17 protein-coding genes are annotated in these 18822 nt (G+C 59.5%); 10 read left to right on the forward strand and 7 right to left on the reverse strand.

Annotated elements, in window-relative coordinates; all coding sequences use genetic code 11:
* Positions 1-146 precede the first annotated feature (146 nt).
* Together carB and V6S97_RS06680 are read left to right on the forward strand one after the other, a co-directional pair.
* A complete protein-coding gene (carB, locus tag V6S97_RS06675) occupies positions 147-3635 on the forward strand; it encodes a carbamoyl-phosphate synthase large subunit (RefSeq protein ID WP_334426405.1) in 3489 nt (1162 codons plus the stop codon).
* 216 nt (positions 3636-3851) lie between these two features.
* Positions 3852-4037: a hypothetical protein gene (locus V6S97_RS06680; RefSeq protein WP_035212676.1), complete on the forward strand. Its 186-nt coding sequence runs from the start codon at positions 3852-3854 to the stop codon at positions 4035-4037.
* Positions 4038-4072: 35 nt separating this feature from the next.
* Here the strand turns inward: V6S97_RS06680 and V6S97_RS06685 are convergent, their stop codons facing one another.
* From V6S97_RS06685 to V6S97_RS06695, 3 genes are all read right to left on the reverse strand, one after another.
* Positions 4073-5212 carry a GGDEF domain-containing protein gene (locus V6S97_RS06685; RefSeq protein WP_334426406.1) on the reverse strand — a complete coding sequence of 380 codons (1140 nt, stop codon included), beginning with the start codon at positions 5210-5212 and terminating at the stop codon, positions 4073-4075.
* Positions 5213-5356: 144 nt separating this feature from the next.
* Positions 5357-6805 (reverse strand): UdgX family uracil-DNA binding protein, encoded by a 1449-nt coding sequence (locus tag V6S97_RS06690; RefSeq protein ID WP_334426407.1) that lies wholly within the window; start codon positions 6803-6805, stop codon positions 5357-5359.
* Positions 6805-8037, reverse strand: coding sequence for a putative DNA modification/repair radical SAM protein (locus tag V6S97_RS06695; protein ID WP_334426570.1), 1233 nt, complete (start codon positions 8035-8037; stop codon positions 6805-6807). The genes V6S97_RS06690 and V6S97_RS06695 overlap by 1 nt, the downstream gene beginning before the upstream one ends.
* A 221-nt stretch (positions 8038-8258) precedes the next feature.
* On the opposite strand from V6S97_RS06695, the gene greA reads away from it, so the two are divergent.
* Both greA and V6S97_RS06705 read left to right on the forward strand, forming a co-directional pair.
* A complete protein-coding gene (gene greA, locus V6S97_RS06700; RefSeq protein WP_004430419.1) occupies positions 8259-8735 on the forward strand; it encodes a transcription elongation factor GreA in 477 nt (158 codons plus the stop codon).
* Between the two features lie 88 nt (positions 8736-8823).
* On the forward strand, positions 8824-9879 hold the full coding sequence (locus V6S97_RS06705; RefSeq protein ID WP_334426409.1) for a glycosyltransferase family 4 protein: 1056 nt from the start codon (positions 8824-8826) through the stop codon (positions 9877-9879).
* A 30-nt stretch (positions 9880-9909) separates the two neighbouring features.
* Here V6S97_RS06705 and V6S97_RS06710 read toward each other — a convergent pair whose 3' ends face one another.
* Positions 9910-10377, reverse strand: coding sequence for an Lrp/AsnC family transcriptional regulator (locus V6S97_RS06710; RefSeq protein ID WP_004430414.1), 468 nt, complete (start codon positions 10375-10377; stop codon positions 9910-9912).
* Positions 10378-10631: 254 nt separating this feature from the next.
* Between V6S97_RS06710 and trxB the strand changes: the two genes are divergently transcribed.
* From trxB to V6S97_RS06730, 4 genes are all read left to right on the forward strand, one after another.
* Positions 10632-11606: a thioredoxin-disulfide reductase gene (gene trxB, locus V6S97_RS06715; protein WP_004430412.1), complete on the forward strand. Its 975-nt coding sequence runs from the start codon at positions 10632-10634 to the stop codon at positions 11604-11606.
* A gap of 24 nt (positions 11607-11630) precedes the next feature.
* Positions 11631-12527 carry a LysR family transcriptional regulator VtlR gene (locus V6S97_RS06720; protein WP_020011327.1) on the forward strand — a complete coding sequence of 299 codons (897 nt, stop codon included), beginning with the start codon at positions 11631-11633 and terminating at the stop codon, positions 12525-12527.
* A gap of 600 nt (positions 12528-13127) precedes the next feature.
* The gene (locus V6S97_RS06725; protein WP_004430405.1) at positions 13128-13418 is read left to right on the forward strand and encodes an ArsR/SmtB family transcription factor; all 291 of its coding nucleotides are present in this window, start codon (positions 13128-13130) and stop codon (positions 13416-13418) included.
* A 123-nt stretch (positions 13419-13541) separates the two neighbouring features.
* Positions 13542-14654, forward strand: coding sequence for an alkene reductase (locus V6S97_RS06730; RefSeq protein WP_060725136.1), 1113 nt, complete (start codon positions 13542-13544; stop codon positions 14652-14654).
* 54 nt (positions 14655-14708) lie between these two features.
* Here the strand turns inward: V6S97_RS06730 and V6S97_RS06735 are convergent, their stop codons facing one another.
* Positions 14709-15098 carry a DUF6220 domain-containing protein gene (locus tag V6S97_RS06735; RefSeq protein ID WP_004430402.1) on the reverse strand — a complete coding sequence of 130 codons (390 nt, stop codon included), beginning with the start codon at positions 15096-15098 and terminating at the stop codon, positions 14709-14711.
* Positions 15098-16135 (reverse strand): NAD-dependent epimerase/dehydratase family protein, encoded by a 1038-nt coding sequence (locus tag V6S97_RS06740; RefSeq protein ID WP_334426411.1) that lies wholly within the window; start codon positions 16133-16135, stop codon positions 15098-15100. Before V6S97_RS06740 ends, V6S97_RS06735 begins: the two co-directional genes overlap by 1 nt.
* Positions 16136-16224: 89 nt before the next feature.
* Between V6S97_RS06740 and V6S97_RS06745 the strand changes: the two genes are divergently transcribed.
* The gene (locus tag V6S97_RS06745; RefSeq protein ID WP_004430398.1) at positions 16225-17169 is read left to right on the forward strand and encodes a LysR family transcriptional regulator; all 945 of its coding nucleotides are present in this window, start codon (positions 16225-16227) and stop codon (positions 17167-17169) included.
* A gap of 35 nt (positions 17170-17204) precedes the next feature.
* On the opposite strand, the gene V6S97_RS06750 is transcribed toward V6S97_RS06745, so the two are convergent.
* A complete protein-coding gene (locus tag V6S97_RS06750; protein WP_004430396.1) occupies positions 17205-17471 on the reverse strand; it encodes a DUF2188 domain-containing protein in 267 nt (88 codons plus the stop codon).
* 193 nt (positions 17472-17664) lie between these two features.
* Between V6S97_RS06750 and V6S97_RS06755 the strand changes: the two genes are divergently transcribed.
* Complete coding sequence (locus tag V6S97_RS06755) at positions 17665-18771, forward strand: calcium:proton antiporter (RefSeq protein ID WP_087744659.1); 1107 nt, start codon at positions 17665-17667, stop codon at positions 18769-18771.
* Positions 18772-18822: the final 51 nt, after the last annotated feature.

The following is an 18822-nucleotide window of genomic DNA, read 5'->3' on the forward strand; positions in this document are numbered from 1 at the left end:
GATTCCGGAATTTATGGGGTTCCGTTCTCAAAAACATTTGCCTATAAGCCGCTTCTAGCCTGAAAACTTTGAATTGCGCGCCCCGGCCGGTGATCCTTCACCCTGGCTGGTGTTTTGCGCAACCAAAAAGCGGAACGAGAGAGCCCATGCCGAAGCGCCAAGATATCAAGTCCATCCTCATCATCGGCGCGGGACCGATCGTCATCGGTCAGGCATGTGAATTCGACTATTCCGGCACGCAGGCCTGCAAGGCGCTGAAGGAAGAAGGTTACCGGGTCATTCTGGTCAACTCCAACCCGGCCACCATCATGACCGACCCCGGCCTTGCCGACGCCACTTACGTTGAGCCGATCACGCCTGAAGTTGTCGCCAAGATCATCGCCAAGGAGCGCCCGGACGCGCTTCTGCCGACCATGGGCGGCCAGACCGCGCTCAACACCGCGCTTTCTCTCAAGCGCATGGGCGTTCTCGACCGCTACAATGTGGAAATGATCGGCGCGAAGCCCGAAGCCATCGACATGGCCGAAGACCGCGCCCTCTTCCGCGAGGCGATGGCCCGCATCGGCCTCGAAACGCCGAAGTCCATGCTCGCCAATGCGACCGAAATCAAGGACGCCGACCGCAAGAAGCACGAAGCCGCCCGCACTGAACTGAAGGGCAAGCTTTCCGGCCCCGATCTCGACAAGGCGCTGGACGACCTCGAAAACCAGTGGAACCTCGGCGAAACCGACCGCAAGCAGCGTTATATGGCGCACGCCATGGCAATCGCCGCCCAGGCCATCGACCATGTCGGTCTGCCCGCCATCATCCGCCCGTCCTTCACGCTCGGCGGCACCGGCGGCGGCATTGCCTATAACCGCTCGGAATTCTTCGACATCGTCTCCGGCGGCCTCGACGCTTCGCCGACGACAGAAGTTCTGGTCGAAGAATCGGTTCTCGGCTGGAAGGAATATGAGATGGAAGTGGTCCGCGACACCGCGGACAATTGCATCATCATCTGCTCCATCGAAAACATCGATCCGATGGGCGTCCACACGGGCGACTCGATCACGGTTGCGCCGGCGCTGACGCTGACCGACAAGGAATATCAGATCATGCGCAACGCCTCGATTGCGGTGCTGCGTGAGATCGGCGTGGAAACCGGCGGCTCGAACGTGCAGTTCGCCGTCAACCCGAAAGACGGCCGCCTCGTCGTCATCGAAATGAACCCGCGCGTTTCGCGCTCGTCCGCTCTCGCCTCCAAGGCAACCGGCTTCCCGATCGCCAAGATCGCCGCCAAGCTCGCCATCGGCTATACGCTCGACGAGCTGGAAAACGATATCACCGGCGGCGCGACGCCTGCCTCGTTCGAACCGTCGATCGACTACGTCGTCACCAAGATCCCGCGTTTCGCCTTTGAGAAGTTCCCGGGCGCCTCGCCGATCCTCACAACGGCCATGAAGTCCGTCGGTGAAGTCATGGCCATCGGCCGCACTTTCGCAGAATCGCTTCAGAAGGCGCTGCGCGGCATGGAGACTGGCCTCACCGGTCTCGATGAAATCGAAATCCCCGGCTTTGAAGAGGGCGAAGGCTCCAAGAACGCCATCCGCGCCGCCATCGGCACACCGACGCCGGATCGCCTGCGCATGGTCGCCCAGGCGCTGCGCATGGGAATGACGGAAGAAGAAGTCCACGAAAACTCGAAGATCGATCCCTGGTTCATCGCCCAGTTCAAGGCAATTGTGGACATGGAAGCCCGTGTTCGTGAGCAAGGCCTGCCGCAGGACGCAGAGAACCTGCGCATGCTCAAAGCCATGGGCTTTTCCGACGCCCGCCTGGCAATTCTGACGGGCAAGCGCCCGAAGGAAGTGGCCGAACTGCGCAACAGCCTCAATGTTCGCCCGGTCTTCAAGCGCATCGATACCTGCGCGGCAGAATTCGCCTCGCCTACCGCCTACATGTATTCGACCTATGAAATCCCCTTCGTCGGCGCCGCCCGCTCTGAAGCGCAGGTTTCCGACCGCAAGAAGGTCGTCATCCTCGGCGGCGGTCCGAACCGTATCGGCCAGGGCATCGAGTTCGACTATTGCTGCTGCCATGCCGCCTTCGCGCTGAAGGATGCAGGCTTCGAAGCGATCATGATCAACTGCAACCCGGAAACGGTTTCTACCGACTACGACACCTCCGACCGCCTCTATTTCGAACCGCTGACGGCCGAAGACGTGATCGAGATCATGCGCGCCGAACAGGAAAGGGGCGAACTGGTCGGCGTCATCGTGCAGTTCGGTGGCCAGACGCCGCTGAAGCTGGCCGAAGCGCTGGAAAAGAACGGTATCCCGATCCTCGGCACCGCGCCTGACATGATCGACCTTGCCGAAGACCGCGACCGCTTCCAGAAGCTGCTGATGAAGCTCGACCTCGCCCAGCCGAACAACGGCATCGCCTATTCGGTTGAACAGGCGCGCCTCGTCGCTTCGGAAATCGGCTTCCCGCTGGTCGTGCGTCCTTCCTATGTTCTGGGTGGCCGCGCCATGCAGATCATCCATTCGGAAGGCCAGCTCCAGACCTATCTGCTCGATACGGTTCCGGGCCTAGTGCCAGAAGACATCAAGCAGCGTTACCCGAACGACAAGACCGGCCAGATCAACACCCTGCTCGGCAAGAACCCGCTTCTGTTCGACAGCTACCTGACCAACGCCGTCGAGGTCGACGTCGATGCACTGTGCGACGGCGAAAACGTCTTCGTGTCGGGCATCATGGAGCACATCGAAGAAGCCGGTATCCACTCGGGCGACTCGGCCTGCTCGCTGCCTTCCCGTTCGCTGAGCAAGGAAACCCTCGACGAGCTGGAACGCCAGACGACGGCGCTTGCAAAGGCGCTCAACGTCGGTGGCCTGATGAACGTTCAATACGCTATCAAGGACGGCACGATCTACGTTCTCGAAGTCAACCCGCGCGCCTCGCGCACGGTGCCCTTCGTTGCAAAAACCATCGGTGCGCCGATCGCCAAGATCGCTGCCCGCGTCATGGCCGGCGAGAAGCTTGATGCGGCGATTGCCGCCTATGGCCAAAAGCCTGATCCGCGCAACCTGAAGCACATTGCCGTCAAGGAAGCCGTATTCCCCTTCGCGCGCTTCCCGGGCGTCGACATCCTGCTCGGACCGGAAATGCGCTCGACCGGTGAAGTCATCGGCCTCGACACGGATTTCGCGCTGGCCTTCGCCAAGAGCCAGCTCGGCGCCGGCGTCGATCTGCCCCGCTCCGGCACGGTCTTCGTTTCCGTGCGTGACGACGACAAGGAAGGCGTTCTGCCGGCCATCCGCATTCTGGTGGAAAGCGGCTTCAAGGTTCTCGCAACCGGCGGCACCCAGCGTTTCCTTGCTGAACAGGGCATCAATGCCGAAAAGATCAACAAGGTGCAGGAAGGTCGTCCGCATATCGAAGACGCCATCCGCAACCGTCAGGTCCAGCTGGTCGTCAACACCACCGACAGCAACAAGGCGATCTCTGACTCGAAGTCGCTGCGCCGCGCGACGCTGATGCAGAAGGTGCCTTACTACACGACGATGGCCGGTGCGGAAGCAGCAGCCCTTGCCATCAAGGCGCTGAAGGCCGGCAATCTGGAAGTGAAGCCGCTGCAGAGCTACTTCAACTAAGCTTTCTGCGGGAGAAGCCCGCAAGATTGAAACCAAAACGCCGCGGATCCCCATGTCCGCGGCGTTTTGCATTGCGTAATCCCGCTGCAATCCGTTTCGGGTAGCAAAAAGACATCATCCCACGCGAGGCCCATGATGTCTTTTCCTACGCCTGAAAAATCCGCTTCCGCCATCGGTCGCATCATTTCCCTGAACTTGAAGCTGCAGGGTTAACTCATGGCTGGACGTCCGCCAGGCCCGGAGCGCGTGGCTTTTCCGCTGCGGATCGAACCCGCGATATTGAATCAAATCCGCCACACCGCGAGCGATGAACTGCGCAGCATCAATGCCCAGATCGAGATATTGCTGAAAGAAGCCTTACGGCATCGCGCCGCGATGGATACGAGCGCGCCAAGAGGCTGAACCGCAAGCTGTCAGCCGCAGAAACGAGGATGCCCCTAGGCGGCCATCGCCTCGCGAACGCAATTGCGCCCTTCGGTCTTCGCGCGGTAAAGCGCACGATCCGCCATTTCGGCAAGCGTCTGGAGATCGCAGCGCATGTCGCCGGTGGCGGCAACGCCGATGCTGATCGTCACTCCGACACGCAGACCGCCGCAGTCGACCTCGCTGACCGCAATCGCATCGCGAATACGTTCGCCGATCATGCAGGCCTTGTGAACGCCGGCGCCAGGCAGATAGATGATGAATTCCTCACCACCGTAACGCGCCAGCACATCCCCACCACGAATGCTACCGCCAATGCGCTTTGCCACTTCCTGCAGCACGCTATCGCCGACGGCGTGGCCGAAACGGTCGTTGATCGACTTGAAGTGATCGATATCGAGCAACATGGCCGCGTCGGCGGGATGAGGCGTCGCGGGCATGGTCTGGAAGAAGAAGCGCCGGTTCTTAACGCCGGTCAGGGGGTCCGTATTGGCAAGAACCAGCAATTTCCGTTCCGACCGCTCGGCAACCAGCATCATCACGAACAGGGCGATCGCGAAGTTCAGCATGATGATGAAGAAAAACGCATTGACCAGATTGAGGGTGGCATAGCCGGGAAAAAGCACGCTTTTCATCACCGCCAGCGAAATGAGACCGGAGACGCCAGTAATCGCACCCAGCGCCAGACGGGAAAGCAGCGGCTCCCTGCGCCATCCGGCAAAAAGCACCAACGCCCCGGCGATATAGGCCAGCGACGCGCAGCCATTGAAGAGCGCCGCGCGAAGCGCATTATTGTCCGCCACCTGATGCGCGACGACCATCGTCAGCGCGGCGATAAAACATACAAAGGATAGGATTCGCCGGTCGACGGCGCGTCCATCGCTCAACGTCTTCAAACCGAGCCAGATCAGCGCATAACCGACAACACCAAAAACGACACTGCCCAGTTGCCATAAAGCCGGCGACAATATTCCCCATTCTCCGTAACCGGCAAGCGTGGAGCCAATCGCCATCGTCGCAAAACCCGCCGCGAGAGGAATGGGACCGCGCAAATCGCGATTGGTCATTTTCAGGTAGATAAAACTCAAAAGCCCAACGATGTAGGAACACTTTTGCATCAATATGACTGTCGTAAGGTCGAGCTCACCCAACATGATTTGTCCATATAAATTCGGAGGACTTAATTATAATATTAAGTATAAAATTTTAATAAAAATAACATATAAATAATCCATAAATTATACTACTGTAAGTTAATATTCGCCTATTGAAATAAATCTCCAATCGCAGATGGAAATCTATTCGAACGCTCTAATAAACTGCATATCCTTTGTGAATTTTGCCATTTCCGCCTCTTTCGCCTGCGTATCGACAAGGCGCAGCAGATAGGACGGGTGCACGGTGACAAAAAGCGTCCGGCCCTCCTCCATTGGTAAAGGACCCCCCCGTATCTCCGTGACCTTTTCCTTGCCGCCGGTCAGCGCATAAAGCGCCGTTGCGCCCATGGCAACGATCAGTTTTGGCCGAACAAGCGCGATTTCCTGATTGAGCCACCAGCGGCATTGCTCCACTTCGCCCGCATTCGGACGCTGATGAATGCGCCGTTTGCCGCGCGTTTCGTATTTGAAGTGCTTGACGGCATTGGTGACGTAAAGCTTTTTGCGTTCGATGCCGATTTGGGCGAGAGTCCGGTCAAAGAGCTGGCCGGCCGGGCCGACGAAAGGTTTGCCGGCGAGATCCTCGTGATCGCCCGGCTGCTCGCCCACGATCATGATGTTCGCATCTTCCGGGCCAGAGCCGAAAACCGTCTGCGTGGCGTTGCAATGCAGGGGGCAGCGGGTGCAATGGCCCGCCTCCCGCGCCAGCGACGCGAGCGTACCATCCGGCGCCGGTTGCGGCGTCTCCCGTGCAGCGGCCGCAGCCTGCAGGCGGTGGTGAAACGGCTGCGGCTGGCTTGCCGCTTTGGCGGCCATCTCCAGCACCCGCGCCTCTGCTCCGAGAACCAGACCGGGAATGAGATCGGCTTCCGGCAGGTTCTTCCAGTATTTCTTTGGCATCTCCGCCGTCATGGCTTTGATCTTCAGGCGGGCCGGATTGAATATATTGGCATAATAGGTCCGCCAGAGTTCATCCGTCTCGTCCGTCAGATCAGGCTTTTCCGCCGCTTCCCGCGATGTCTCCAGCGCGTTTCCGTCCCACCGTGCAGAGCCCTTCGGCGTGGCGATCAGCCAGTCCATGTCGGTAAACCGCCGCTGGAAAAACGCGGCCGTGCGCTCGACGATGAAATGGTCAGGCTCGAACCAGGCAATAAACCGCCGCCGCCCGCCCTGCCCCTGAGGCAAGGGCACTTCCTTGAAACGGACAAAAGCGGTCATCTTGTGACAATCGCGTCTGACGGATTTCTCAAGCAGCCGGACCTCTGAAACATCCGGATCGGACTTGAACTGCAACAGTGCGCGATCCTGCCTCAGCCGCCACAACAGCCGGTAAAGCAGAGCAAAACGCCCGGGATCGCCATGACAGATGACGGCCTGCGCCAGCGCCACGAACGAGGCTGGAACGGAAACCTGCCCGGACCCAGAACCGGCCGCCGGCAAGGGCTCGCCGGCAAAATCCAACAGCCCTGCCCCGTCATCCCGCAACCGCCAGTCAATCATCTCGGGTCGAATATCGGCGGCAAGCGCCGCGCGGGCGGCATCGCGCCACTCGCCGAAATCACCCCGCCCTTCCAGAACCGGGCCGTACATCACAGGAGCGATAATTGCTCGGGCTGCGGCGCAAACATCGCCCGCAAATCCGGTCGCTCGGTCAGCTTGCCCGGCGTCCAGCCCTCTGCGACGATGAAGGCCTTCACCTTTTTCAGGGAAACACCAAAGCGGGCAATATCCTCCAGCCGCAACCGCCGGAACCGTCGCGACGACAGGATGGATGCGACCGTCTTCGTGCCGAAACCGGGCACGCGCAGCAGCATTTCCCGATCCGCCACGTTGACGTTCACAGGGAAACGCTCGCGATGCTTCAGCGCCCAGGCGAGCTTCGGGTCGATATCGAGATCGAGCATGCCATCGCCCCCGATCGCGGTTATCTCACCGATGTCGAAGCCATAAAAGCGATACAGCCAGTCGGCCTGATAAAGCCGGTGTTCACGCATGAGCGGCGGCTTGATGAGCGGCAGGTTCTTCGACGAATCCGGAATGGGGCTGAAGGCCGAATAATAAACGCGCCGCAAACCGTAGCTGCCATAAAGCCGGGCGCTGGTGGAGAGAATGGTGCTATCGTCTGCGCCATCGGCCCCCACGATCATCTGCGTGCTCTGACCGGCCGGCGCAAAGCGCTTGGTCTTGCGTGTCCGGACGGTCGGCTCCCCCGCCTCCTCGATCTTCAAACGGATATCGGCCATGGAGCGGCGAATATTGGCGGGCTGCTTTTCCGGCGCGAAACGGCCAATGCTGTTATCGGTCGGCAATTCGATATTGATCGAAAGACGATCCGCATAAAGCCCCGCCTCCTCGATCAGCCTGGGCGACGCTTCGGGAATGGATTTCAGGTGGATATAGCCGCGAAAACCATGGGTAACGCGCAGTTCACGCGCCACGCGCACCATCTCTTCCATCGTGTGATCGGAGGAGCGGATGATGCCGGAGGACAGGAACAGCCCCTCGATATAGTTGCGCCGATAAAACTCCAGCGTCAGCCAAACCACTTCTTCTGGCGTAAACCGCGCTCGCTCGACATTGCTGGAAGAGCGGTTGATGCAATAGGCGCAATCATAGATGCAGAAATTGGTCAGCAGAATTTTCAGGAGCGAAATGCAGCGCCCATCCGGCGCATAGGCATGGCAGATGCCCGACCCTTCCGTGGAACCCAGACCGCCTGACGCTGCGGAGTTACGTTTTGTCGTGCCGCTCGATGCGCAGGAGGCATCATATTTCGCCGCGTCGGAGAGAATGGCCAGCCGTTGCCTGATCGACTTCTTCATAGCAATGTTCACTATATGTTCCATTGAAGAATGTCAATAATGGCAGTCAAGCCTTTGATTGAATGAGGAAATACTCACACCTCAAATTTGCTGGCATTTCGCTGTCGTCTTCTGATATAGTCGGCTCAGTTATGATTTTGGCATGGTTCCGGAGTTCCTCTCCGGAACCTGTTTCTTTTTGTGTCTGCAAGTAAAGCGACCGGAATGCGAAGGATAAAAAAATGGTAGAAAAAGTACCGATGACTCAGGGTGGATTCGTCAAGCTGCAGGAGGAGCTGCGCTTTCGCCAGCAGGAGGAGCGTCCCCGTATCATCGAGGCAATTGCGGAAGCGCGCGCCCATGGCGACCTTTCGGAAAACGCCGAGTACCATGCTGCCAAGGAAGCCCAGAGCCACAATGAAGGCCGCATCACCGAACTCGAAGACCTGACCGCACGCGCGGAAGTCATCGACCTGTCCAAGATGTCCGGTTCCAAGATCAAGTTCGGCGCCACCGTCAAGCTGATCGACGAAGATAGCGACGAGGAACGAACCTACCAGATCGTCGGCGACCAGGAAGCCGATGTGAAGGCTGGCCGCATCTCCATCTCCTCGCCGATTGCCCGCGCCCTGATCGGCAAGGAAGTCGGCGACAGCATCGAGGTCAACGCGCCCGGCGGCGCCAAGGGCTACGAGATTCTCGCGGTACAGTGGGGCTGATTGCCCCGACGTGCAATGCGCCCCACGCGGGCGCATTGTTTTTTGACGTATTGAATCTCCAAACCAGCCGCAGAGACGGAAGCCCATCTTGTCCCACGTCAGTCTGAAAGATGTGCAGGTGCTTGCGCCGAACTTCAAGCGCAGGCTCTCCGGCGTCACCTCCACCATCGTCCAGCTGATACCGGTGCAGAACCGGCTGGGACAGAAGGTGGCCACCATCGGCCCCGGCCTGCCACCGCATCTGCCGCATGTGCGCTTCCGCGATCTGTGGCGGCTCTGGCAGAATGGCCCTGTCGGCAGCCCGCGCATCTGGCATGCCCGCCGCAATCTCGAAATGTTGCCGGGTCTTCTGATGCGTGATGTGCTGCGCATGAAGGTGAAGCTGCTCTTTACCTCCGCGGCACAGAGGCGGCATTCCGCCTATACCCGTTTTCTGATTTCGAAGATGGATGCCGTGGTTGCGACCAACGCCCGCTCCGGCTCGTTCCTGGAAGTGCCCCATCGCGTCGTCATGCATGGCGTCGATACCGACCTTTTCCACCCGGCCACCGGTCCGGAAGATACGATCGCGGCAACCGGCCTGCCGGGCCAATATCTGATCGGCTGTTTCGGACGCGTGCGCCACCAGAAGGGCACCGATCTATTCGTGCGCGCCATGATCGAACTTCTGCCCAACCATCCGCAATGGACAGCCGTAGTGTCCGGCCGCGTCACGGCGGAACACAAGGCCTTCGGTGATGCGCTCAAGGCCGATGTCGCCGCAGCCGGCCTTGCCGACCGCATCGTATTTCAGGGCGAAGTTGACGACATCAAGCCCTGGTACCGGCGGCTGACGCTCTATGTCGCCCCATCCCGCAATGAAGGTTTCGGCCTGACACCGCTCGAAGCCATGGCCTCCGAGACGGCCGTTGTCGCCAGTAATGCCGGCGCTTACGAGGAAATGATTGTCACGGGCGAGACCGGGGCGGTTGTCGATGCGGGTGACTATGCCTCGCTGAGAGACGCGATAAAGACCTATCTCGCCGATCCTGCTCTGGCCAAAGCCCACGCAAGTGCCGGACTTGCGCATGTGCGCAGCACTTTTCCGCTGGAAAAAGAAGCGACAAGTCTCGGCGAAGTCTATGAGGCGTTGCGGCGGGGGTAATGCCCCCGAAGCCGACAAAAAGCCGGCCGATCAGATTTCCACCAGACCGACGCGCTTGACCTGACGGATGGTGAGCATGGTGCGCACCGTATCGACATTTTCGTCCGCGGTCAGAACCTCGATGACGAAATCCTGAAATTCCGTCAGGTTCTTGGCGACGCAATGCAGCAGGAAGTCGCTTTCGCCCGACACCATCCAGGCCTGCCGCACCAGCGACCAGCCGGCGGTTGCCGCCGCAAAAGCCTTCAGATTGCTGTCCGACTGGCGCTTGAGACCGATCATGCAGAAGGCGACGAGGTCGAAACCGAGCTTCGGGGCGTTCAACATGGCGTGATAACCCTCGATCACGCCCGCCTCCTCCAGCTTGCGGACCCGCCTGAGGCACGGCGGCGCGGAAATACCGACCCTTTCGGCCAGTTCCACATTGGTCATGCGCCCGTCGCGCTGCAATTCGCGCAGGATTTTGAGATCGATGGCATCGAGTTCGACGCTGGTCACGGAGCAGTACCTCGTTAAGCTGGAGAACTTCCTTGTACTATTCGGCGCGGGATTCGCAACATTATGCCGCCGCCCGGTCACAAAATTGCGCGCGCATCCACAACTGCCTTGTTGGTAACGCAAGGCTGCCCTTGAATAAAGACACTAGACAACCTTAAATACCGGGCAATGAAGGGGTTGTGGCCTGTCCGCCGTGTTGCGGCTGGAAGGTCTTGCTGCTGAAAGGCCCCGCTACCGTAAAAAGGAATGTTTCCATGTCTGCCCGCCATACCAAGGTATTGATCATTGGCTCTGGTCCCGCCGGTTATACCGCGGCGATCTACGCGGCCCGCGCAATGCTGAAACCCGTGCTGATTGCCGGCATGGAACAGGGCGGCCAGCTGATGATCACCACCGATGTCGAGAACTATCCGGGCTTTGCCGATCCGATCCAGGGCCCTTGGCTGATGGATCAGATGCTGAAGCAGGCGACCCATGTGGGTGCGGAAATCGTCAGTGACCTCGTCACCGAAGTTGAAACCAATGTACGGCCTTTCGTGGTCAAGACCGATTCCGGTCAGGTCTGGACCGCCGACACGCTGATCATCGCAACCGGCGCCAAGGCCAAGTGGCTGGGTATCGAGAGCGAACAGCATTTCCAGGGCTTCGGCGTTTCCGCCTGCGCCACCTGCGACGGCTTCTTCTATCGCAACAAGGATGTGATCGTGGTCGGCGGCGGTAACTCCGCCGTGGAGGAAGCGCTCTATCTCGCCCATATCGCTAAATCTGTGACCGTCGTGCACCGCCGCGACAGCTTCCGCTCGGAAAAAATCCTTCAGGAACGGCTGTTCGCGAAGGAAAACGTCAAGATCCTGTGGAACACGGAAATCGCCGAAATCACCGGCGCTCCCGCCAAGCCGCCAATGCCGCCCTCCGTCTCGGGCGTGAGGTTGCGTGACACCAAGACCGGCGCGATCAGCGACACGCCGATCGACGGCGTCTTCGTCGCCATCGGCCACGCGCCGGCGGTTGAACTGTTCAAAGGCAAGGTGAAGCTCAAGGACAACGGCTATATGTGGACCGCACCCGATTCCACCGCAACCGATGTTGAGGGCATTTTCGCCGCCGGCGACGTCACCGACGACATCTACCGCCAGGCAATCACCGCCGCCGGCATGGGCTGCATGGCCGCCCTCGAAGCAGAACGGTACCTCACCGCGCAACAACCGCTCGCGGTAGCAGCGGAATAACCGAAAGGCAGGATAGGCATGGCAATGCCATTGGACTGGGATAAACTGCGCATTTTTCATGCCGCAGCCGAAGCAGGGTCTTTCACCCATGCTGCCGACAAGCTGCATTTGTCCCAGTCGGCCATCAGCCGTCAGGTCAGCGCGCTGGAACAGGATGTCGGCGTCAAGCTGTTCCATCGCCACGCCCGAGGCCTGATCCTCACCGAACAGGGCGAGCTGCTTTATCGCACCGCCCATGACGTGCTGCTGAAGCTCGAAACCGTCAAGATGCAACTGACGGAGACGACGGAGAAGCCGAGCGGCAAGCTGCGCGTGACGACGACCGTCGGTCTCGGCCAGGGCTGGCTGACGGACAAGGTGCAGGAGTTCCTGCAGCTCTACCCGGAAATGTCGATCCAGCTCATCCTCGACAATGAGGAGCTGGACGTGAACATGCGCCACGCCGATTGCGCCATCCGCCTGCGCCAGCCGCAGCAGTCGGACCTCATCCAGCGCAAGCTGTTCACGGTGCATATGCACGTCTATGCCGCGCCGTCCTACATCAACCGTCACGGAGAGCCGCAGTCGATCGAGGATCTCGACAACCACCGCATCATCTCTTTCGGCGAGCCGGCGCCCAACTATCTCCTTGATGTCAACTGGCTGGAAAATGCCGGACGGTCTTCCGACAATACGCGCACGCCGCATCTGCAGATCAACAGCCAGACATCGATCAAGCGCGCCTGCCTGCTGGGAATCGGCATCGCCTGTTTGCCCGACTATATCGTCGGGCGCGATCCCGGGCTCATCCAGCTGTCGCTTGCCGCAGATATTCCGTCATTCGATACCTACTTCTGCTATCCCGACGAGATGAAAAACGCTGCAAAGCTGAAAGCCTTCCGCGACTTCATCGTCGCCAAGGCGCGGAACTGGAACTTCTGACGTTAAAATAGCCGGCACTTGGCTATCGCGCTTTAATTTCAACAGCTTACGCAAAGCGTTGCGTGAGCGGAATGCTTGCGCTCTCCGGCAGCATTGCACATAAAATATACCGGAAATATCGAGGGCTGCGTGGTACGCATGCCTGACCTGCACAAAAAAGAGTTGTTTCGTGCACAAAAAAGCACCATATCGCTCTCAGCTGATGCACACGGTGGCTTTTCCTCCCAGTTCCACCGCATCAGCTGTTCCCCTCTGGAGGTTTTTGACCTTCACACTTAAAGGGCCCTGGATCTATCCGGCGGCCCTCTTTTTTTACCTGCAAGAATTTTCTCCAAATTGGCGAAATATCGCATGATGCAACCTTGTTTTGCATTATTGCCGCTCCCATATTTTAGTTGGCTGTCACGCTCGCCCAAGGCACGCGACAGCTGTTCCCCTCTGGAGGTTTTGACCTTCAAACTTGTCAGGCCGCGGAGACATCCAGCGGCCTTCTTTTTTGGAACCGCCTGCCCACTCCCCACGGTCCTCACAGAGACGTGACTTGTATATCGAAAATGATCGATATAAATATCGTTCATGTCAGATATTAAAGAAACCCAGATGAACCCGGAGGAAATCCTCAAGGCTCTTTCGCACCCTGCAAGGCTGAAATTTCTGGAATGGCTGAAGCGCCCGGAAAGTCACTTCTGTCAGGAGCACCCGCTCAGCATGGGGGTGTGCGCCAACCAGTTTCAGATCAGCGGCCTGTCGCAATCCACCGTCTCGTCGCATCTGGCGGTGTTGCAGACAGCCGGCCTCATCAGGTCGAAAAAGGTCGGACAATGGGTGTTTTTTGAGCGCAACGAGGAAACCATCGACGCTTTCCGCAATTATCTGCAAGCCAATCTCTGAGCCTCCCAAGCTTTGAGCCCCGGGGTGCCGGACAGGAACCGCAACGCAGGTTTCGATCCGGCACCCGACCCGGATAGCGCGCCTGCCGCGCAATTTCGCCAACCGACCAGAAAGTGAAGTCGCATGACCAGTCTTTTCGAACCGGCACAGGCCGGCGATATCGCACTCGCCAACCGTATCGTCATGGCCCCCCTCACCCGCAACCGCTCGCCGGGCGCAATTCCCAACAATCTCAACGCCACCTATTACGAGCAGCGCGCCACAGCCGGGCTGATCGTCACCGAAGGCACGCCGATTTCCCAGCAGGGTCAGGGTTATGCGGACGTTCCGGGTCTCTACAAGCGGGAAGCGATCGAAGGCTGGAAACAGGTCACCGATGGCGTGCATTCAGCCGGCGGCAAGATCGTCGCGCAAATCTGGCATGTGGGCCGCATTTCCCACACCTCGCTGCAGCCGCATGGCGGTCAGCCGGTTGCTCCTTCCGCCATTCCCGCCAAGTCGAAGACCTATATCATCAATGATGACGGCACCGGCGCCTTTGCCGAAACCTCAGAGCCCCGCGCGCTCACCATCGACGATATCGGCCTCATCCTCGAGGATTACCGCAGCGGCGCACGCGCGGCTCTGGAGGCCGGTTTCGACGGCGTCGAAATCCATGCCGCCAATGGCTACCTGATCGAGCAGTTCCTGAAATCCAGCACCAACCAGCGCACGGATGAGTATGGCGGCTCGATCGAAAACCGCGCCCGCTTCCTGCTGGAAGTTGTCGATGCGGTGGCGGAAGAGATTGGCGCGGGCCGCACCGGCATCCGCCTTTCCCCCGTTACCCCCGCCAACGATATTTTCGAGGCCGACCCGCAGCCGCTCTACAATTACGTGGCGGATCAGCTCGGCAAGCGCAATCTCGCCTTCATCCATGTGGTTGAAGGCGCAACCGGCGGTCCGCGCGATTTCAAGCAGGGCGACAAGCCTTTCGATTACGCAGCCTTCAAGGCCGCCTATCGCAATGCCGGCGGCAAGGGCCTGTGGATCGCCAATAATGGTTACAACCGCGAGAGCGCCATCGAAGCCGTCGAAAGCGGCAAAGTCGATGCCGTGGCCTTCGGCAAGGCATTCATCGCCAATCCGGATCTGGTGCGCCGCCTGAAAAACGATGCGCCGCTCAACGAGCCGAACCAGCCGACCTTCTATGGCGGCGGAGCCGAGGGTTATACCGACTATCCGGCGCTCGCCTGATAAAGGACCAAGCAAATACGCCGCACTGCTTGAGAGCGGTGCGGCGTATTTCTTTCAGCGCAGGCTTCGCGCCTGCCGTGCGGCAAAATCGGAAAACGCGCCCATGACGAAGGCGTTGGGCACATGCAGCGCCTGCAGAAAGCCATTGCCCGTTTCCCGGCCGATGCTCATCAGCGCCACCTGAAGACAATAAAGACCGAGCAGGACCAGCGCGCGGGCAAGGTTAGGCCGCAGCTCGTCATATCGCAGAGCGAGGACCATCAGCGACAGGATCGGAACGGCGATCAGGAAACCGAGCCCCTTGTGCAGCGAAAGCAGCGATCCATCATAATAGAGCGACAGCCCGGCCAGCAGCACCTGCGCGAAGATCAGCACCGGCACGCTTGCCGAAATTACGGCAAACAGGCGACGCCGAGCCGACATTCCATTCGCAGCCGTCGCCATCACACCCTGCCCCCGGCATCCGCCGGATGAGGAAGGCTCGTCGGGTCCTGCCTCTGCTCAAGGCAGCCGAGGCTCGCCAATGTCGCGGATACCGCGACATCGATCGGTGTTTTGGGTTCCGTTCCAAGGAAATCCGTCAGCTTGCGATTGCTCATCCGGATCGGCATCTGCCAGAGATATTGCATTTCAAGCACTTCGCGGAACAGGGGAACGAAAGGCGCGGCCAATTTGATCCCCGGCCAGAATAGCCGCCGCCGCTTGACCGGATGCCCCACAACCCGCTCGATCGCGTCAATCAGCTGCAGCCCATCGAAATCCCAGAAACCTTCCATGTGATAGACGGCGAAAGCCGGAAGCTCGCCTGCCCGGGCCAGCAGCCGGCCAATCGTCTCCGCCACGTCAGGCAGATAGGCCCATTGATGCCCCGCATGAGGGGCGGCGGGATTCTGGACGCTGCGGACCGGCTTTCCCGGCCTTACCAGCATCTGCGAAAACCAGTTATTTCTCGCATCCGGCCCAAAGAAATCCCCCGCCCGGACAATCAGCACCGGCACACCACGCATCGACGCCATTTTCAGCCGCCGCTCCATTTCCACACGCAGCGTGCCCTTGCGGGTAAAGGGCTTTTGCGGGCTCTCTTCCGTCATGAGGGGAAAAGCATCCGGGCCGAAATTATAGACGCTGCCCGGAAAGACGATCCTCGCCCCGCAGGCCTCGGCGGCGGCGATGGTGTTGTCCAGCATCGGCAATACCTGCCTGTCCCAGTTGCGATATCCGGGAGGGTTAACCGCATGGACGATCAGCCGCGCATCCCTTGCCGCGTCCAGAACGTCCTGCCGGTTCATGGCGTCTCCGGTTACGAACTCGATATCACCAGTGGTCCGGGACGCTGTTTGCTGGCGTGTCATCGCCCTCACCCGCCAGCCACGTTGCTGCAGCATCCTGGAGACCTGGCTGCCGACACCGCCATTCACCCCCAAAATCAGGGCGAGAGGCCGGTCATTCGCCGCTGTATCCGCGTTGTTTTCATATATCATCGCCGTACTCCTTCTTGTGGGCTGGAGTATCGTTCCGTTCTGCGATATACAAAATTATCGAAATTAGTTGATCAGCTATACAAAATCTTATGACCAGAAGCCGTGACATCAGCTGGGATTTTTATCGCACCTTCCTCAGCGTGCTGAGCGACGGTTCGCTTTCCGCCGCCGCGCGCGAACTCGGCATCACCCAGCCGACGGCGGGACGCCACATCGGCGCTCTGGAAGAAGCCGTCGGTTTTCCGCTGTTCATTCGTTCGCCCCATGGATTGATGCCGACGGAAGCAGCGCTTGCGCTCCGTCCCTATGCGGAAAATCTGGCGGCGACGACCGCAGCCCTCATGCGCGCGGCCTCCGGTGAGGTCGGCAAGATCGAAGGCACCGTGCGCATCAGCGCCTCTGATATCATCGGCGTGGAAATGCTGCCGCCGATCATCACGGCCATGCAGGAGGTGCACCCGCGGCTTGAAATCGAGCTTTCGCTTTCCGATACGCTGGAAGACCTTTTGCGGCGTGAGGCCGATATCGCCATTCGCATGACCGAACCGCAGCAGGATGCGATCGTCATGCGTTACATCGGTAATTTCCGTCTGGGATTTCACGCGACGCGCGACTATCTCGCGAGAGCCGGCGCTCCGAAGAGCATGGAAGATTTGAACCATCACCGCATGGTCGGCTTCGACCGCAAGACGCCTTTCATCCGGGCGGCCATCCAGCGGATGCGCTCGCTCGATCCTGAAATACCCGATATTGAGGAAATTTCCTTCGAAATCCGCGCCGACAGCAACCTCGCCCAGCTTGCCATGATCCGCGCCAGCGCGGGCATCGGCGTCTGTCAGATCGGTCTGGCGCGCAAGGACCCTCGGCTTGTGCAGGTGCTTCCGAAAATCGACATCCCGCTCCACACCTGGGTCGCGATGCATGAAAATCTCAAGACTTCACCGCGATGCCGTGCCGTCTTCAGCGCCCTCGTGGAAGGCCTCAAGGGTCATCTCAAAGAAACCGATCCGGGTGCTCCGCCGAAACGGCGCTAGCGCCAGTCCAGCATCGATACCGCAAAACTCGCTCATCAAAACGGTCTGGCCGGCTGTGACGTCTTGTCGACCACCTCGGCTTCCGGCCGATCGCCGCCCTGGCTATATTCCTCATGCCAGTGGCCGCTCTCATCCTGATAGCTGATTTCCTCGTCATCGCCTCCCACCTGTTGTTCGGCGGCAACGATGCGCGCGGCCTCGACCGCATCGGCATAGGTAGGAAATGTTTCGGAATAAGCGCCGTTCATGCGGTAGGCGAAGCCTCCGTCATGTTCGACGATTTCATACACCACTTTGGTCATGCATGGTCCTCCTGTCTCGGTAGGCGACATGGCAACCACAACCGCGTTTCAAGCATTGCACCCAATGGGACAGCGCGGCATGAGCAGCATGTCCTGCAACACCACTATCCTACCAAAAGCATTCAAGCGCAAATCCTGCTTGATCTCACGGACGATACGTCACAGCCTGGGTCTGACAGGGGAAGGGAAATCAATGGCGGGTTCTATTCTGAAACAGGAGCGGCTGCTGCTTCTCGCGATACCGGCGGCAATCATCGCCTATATGACCGAGCATGCCATATTCGAAGCCGGAAAAACGGCGGCGCTCATTGCCGCAATCTTGCTGATCGGACTGATCGTTCTCATCTCGATGCGGGTCGCCCACCACGCCGAAATCCTCGCCGCCAAGGTCGGCGATCCCTATGGAACGATGATCCTCACCCTCTCGGCGGTCGCCGTGGAAGTGCTGATCCTCGCCATCATCATGAGCGAATCCAGTTCACCCACCCTCGTGCGCGATACGATCTATTCCGCCGTCATGATCGACATCAACGGCATTCTGGGCCTCGCCGCCCTGCTCGGTGGCCTCCGCCATGGCGAGCAGCCCTATAATGACGATTCCGGCAAGACCTATGGCGTGATGATCCTCACGGCCATGGGTATTTCGATGATCGTGCCGGAGTTCATTCCAGAGCGGAGCTGGCACGTCTATTCCGCCTTCACCATCGTCGCGATGATCGCGCTTTATGCGCTCTTCCTCAAAATGCAGGTTGGCCCTCACAGCTATTTCTTCAGCTACGCCTATCCCCGCAAGGCGCATCCGGCCGGCCAGCCGTCACACGGTCATGCCGAGGAGGAAGACGAAGGCAGCGTTCCGCTTTCCATCGGCCTCATCATCGCCGGCGTGGTGCTGATCGGCGTGCTGGCGGAATTCATGTCGACCTTCCTGAGCGAAAGCCTCGAGGGCACCAGCGCACCGCCCGCACTGATGGCGGTCGTGGTGGCAACAATCTCGGCATCACCGGAAATCCTCACCGCGCTCCGCTCCGCATTGCGCAACCGCATGCAGGCCGTGGTCAATATCGCCATGGGCGCATCGCTCTCGACTGTTATCCTGACCGTGCCTGTCATGGAGGGCATCGCGCTCTATACCGGCCAGCCCTTCATCATGGCCATGACGCCGGTTCAGACCGTCATGGTCTTCATCACCCTCATCGCCGCCGCCATCAACCTCAATGACGGTGAAACCAACGCGATCGAGGGAATGACGCATTTCATCCTCTTCGCCACCTTCATCATGCTGCTGTTTCTCGGGCTTTAGCCGAAAGAAAAGCCCGGCAGGCTGCCGGGCTGAGGGTGATGACAACACTGC

The sequence above is a fragment of the Agrobacterium sp. CCNWLW155 genome (genome assembly GCF_036888815.1).
Taxonomy (GTDB): domain Bacteria; phylum Pseudomonadota; class Alphaproteobacteria; order Rhizobiales; family Rhizobiaceae; genus Agrobacterium; species Agrobacterium radiobacter.

Bases quoted from the DNA above. Each gene is read 5' to 3' on its own strand.
- carB (WP_334426405.1), top strand. From the start codon at position 147: ATGCCGAAGCGCCAAGATATCAAGTCCATCCTCATCATCGGCGCGGGA.
- V6S97_RS06680 (WP_035212676.1), top strand. From the start codon at position 3,852: ATGGCTGGACGTCCGCCAGGCCCGGAGCGCGTGGCTTTTCCGCTGCGG.
- V6S97_RS06685 (WP_334426406.1), bottom strand. From the start codon at position 5,212: ATGTTGGGTGAGCTCGACCTTACGACAGTCATATTGATGCAAAAGTGT.
- V6S97_RS06690 (WP_334426407.1), bottom strand. From the start codon at position 6,805: ATGTACGGCCCGGTTCTGGAAGGGCGGGGTGATTTCGGCGAGTGGCGC.
- V6S97_RS06695 (WP_334426570.1), bottom strand. From the start codon at position 8,037: ATGAAGAAGTCGATCAGGCAACGGCTGGCCATTCTCTCCGACGCGGCG.
- greA (WP_004430419.1), top strand. From the start codon at position 8,259: ATGGTAGAAAAAGTACCGATGACTCAGGGTGGATTCGTCAAGCTGCAG.
- trxB (WP_004430412.1), top strand. From the start codon at position 10,632: ATGTCTGCCCGCCATACCAAGGTATTGATCATTGGCTCTGGTCCCGCC.
- V6S97_RS06720 (WP_020011327.1), top strand. From the start codon at position 11,631: ATGCCATTGGACTGGGATAAACTGCGCATTTTTCATGCCGCAGCCGAA.
- V6S97_RS06725 (WP_004430405.1), top strand. From the start codon at position 13,128: ATGAACCCGGAGGAAATCCTCAAGGCTCTTTCGCACCCTGCAAGGCTG.
- V6S97_RS06730 (WP_060725136.1), top strand. From the start codon at position 13,542: ATGACCAGTCTTTTCGAACCGGCACAGGCCGGCGATATCGCACTCGCC.
- V6S97_RS06735 (WP_004430402.1), bottom strand. From the start codon at position 15,098: ATGGCGACGGCTGCGAATGGAATGTCGGCTCGGCGTCGCCTGTTTGCC.
- V6S97_RS06740 (WP_334426411.1), bottom strand. From the start codon at position 16,135: ATGATATATGAAAACAACGCGGATACAGCGGCGAATGACCGGCCTCTC.
- V6S97_RS06745 (WP_004430398.1), top strand. From the start codon at position 16,225: ATGACCAGAAGCCGTGACATCAGCTGGGATTTTTATCGCACCTTCCTC.
- V6S97_RS06750 (WP_004430396.1), bottom strand. From the start codon at position 17,471: ATGACCAAAGTGGTGTATGAAATCGTCGAACATGACGGAGGCTTCGCC.
- V6S97_RS06755 (WP_087744659.1), top strand. From the start codon at position 17,665: ATGGCGGGTTCTATTCTGAAACAGGAGCGGCTGCTGCTTCTCGCGATA.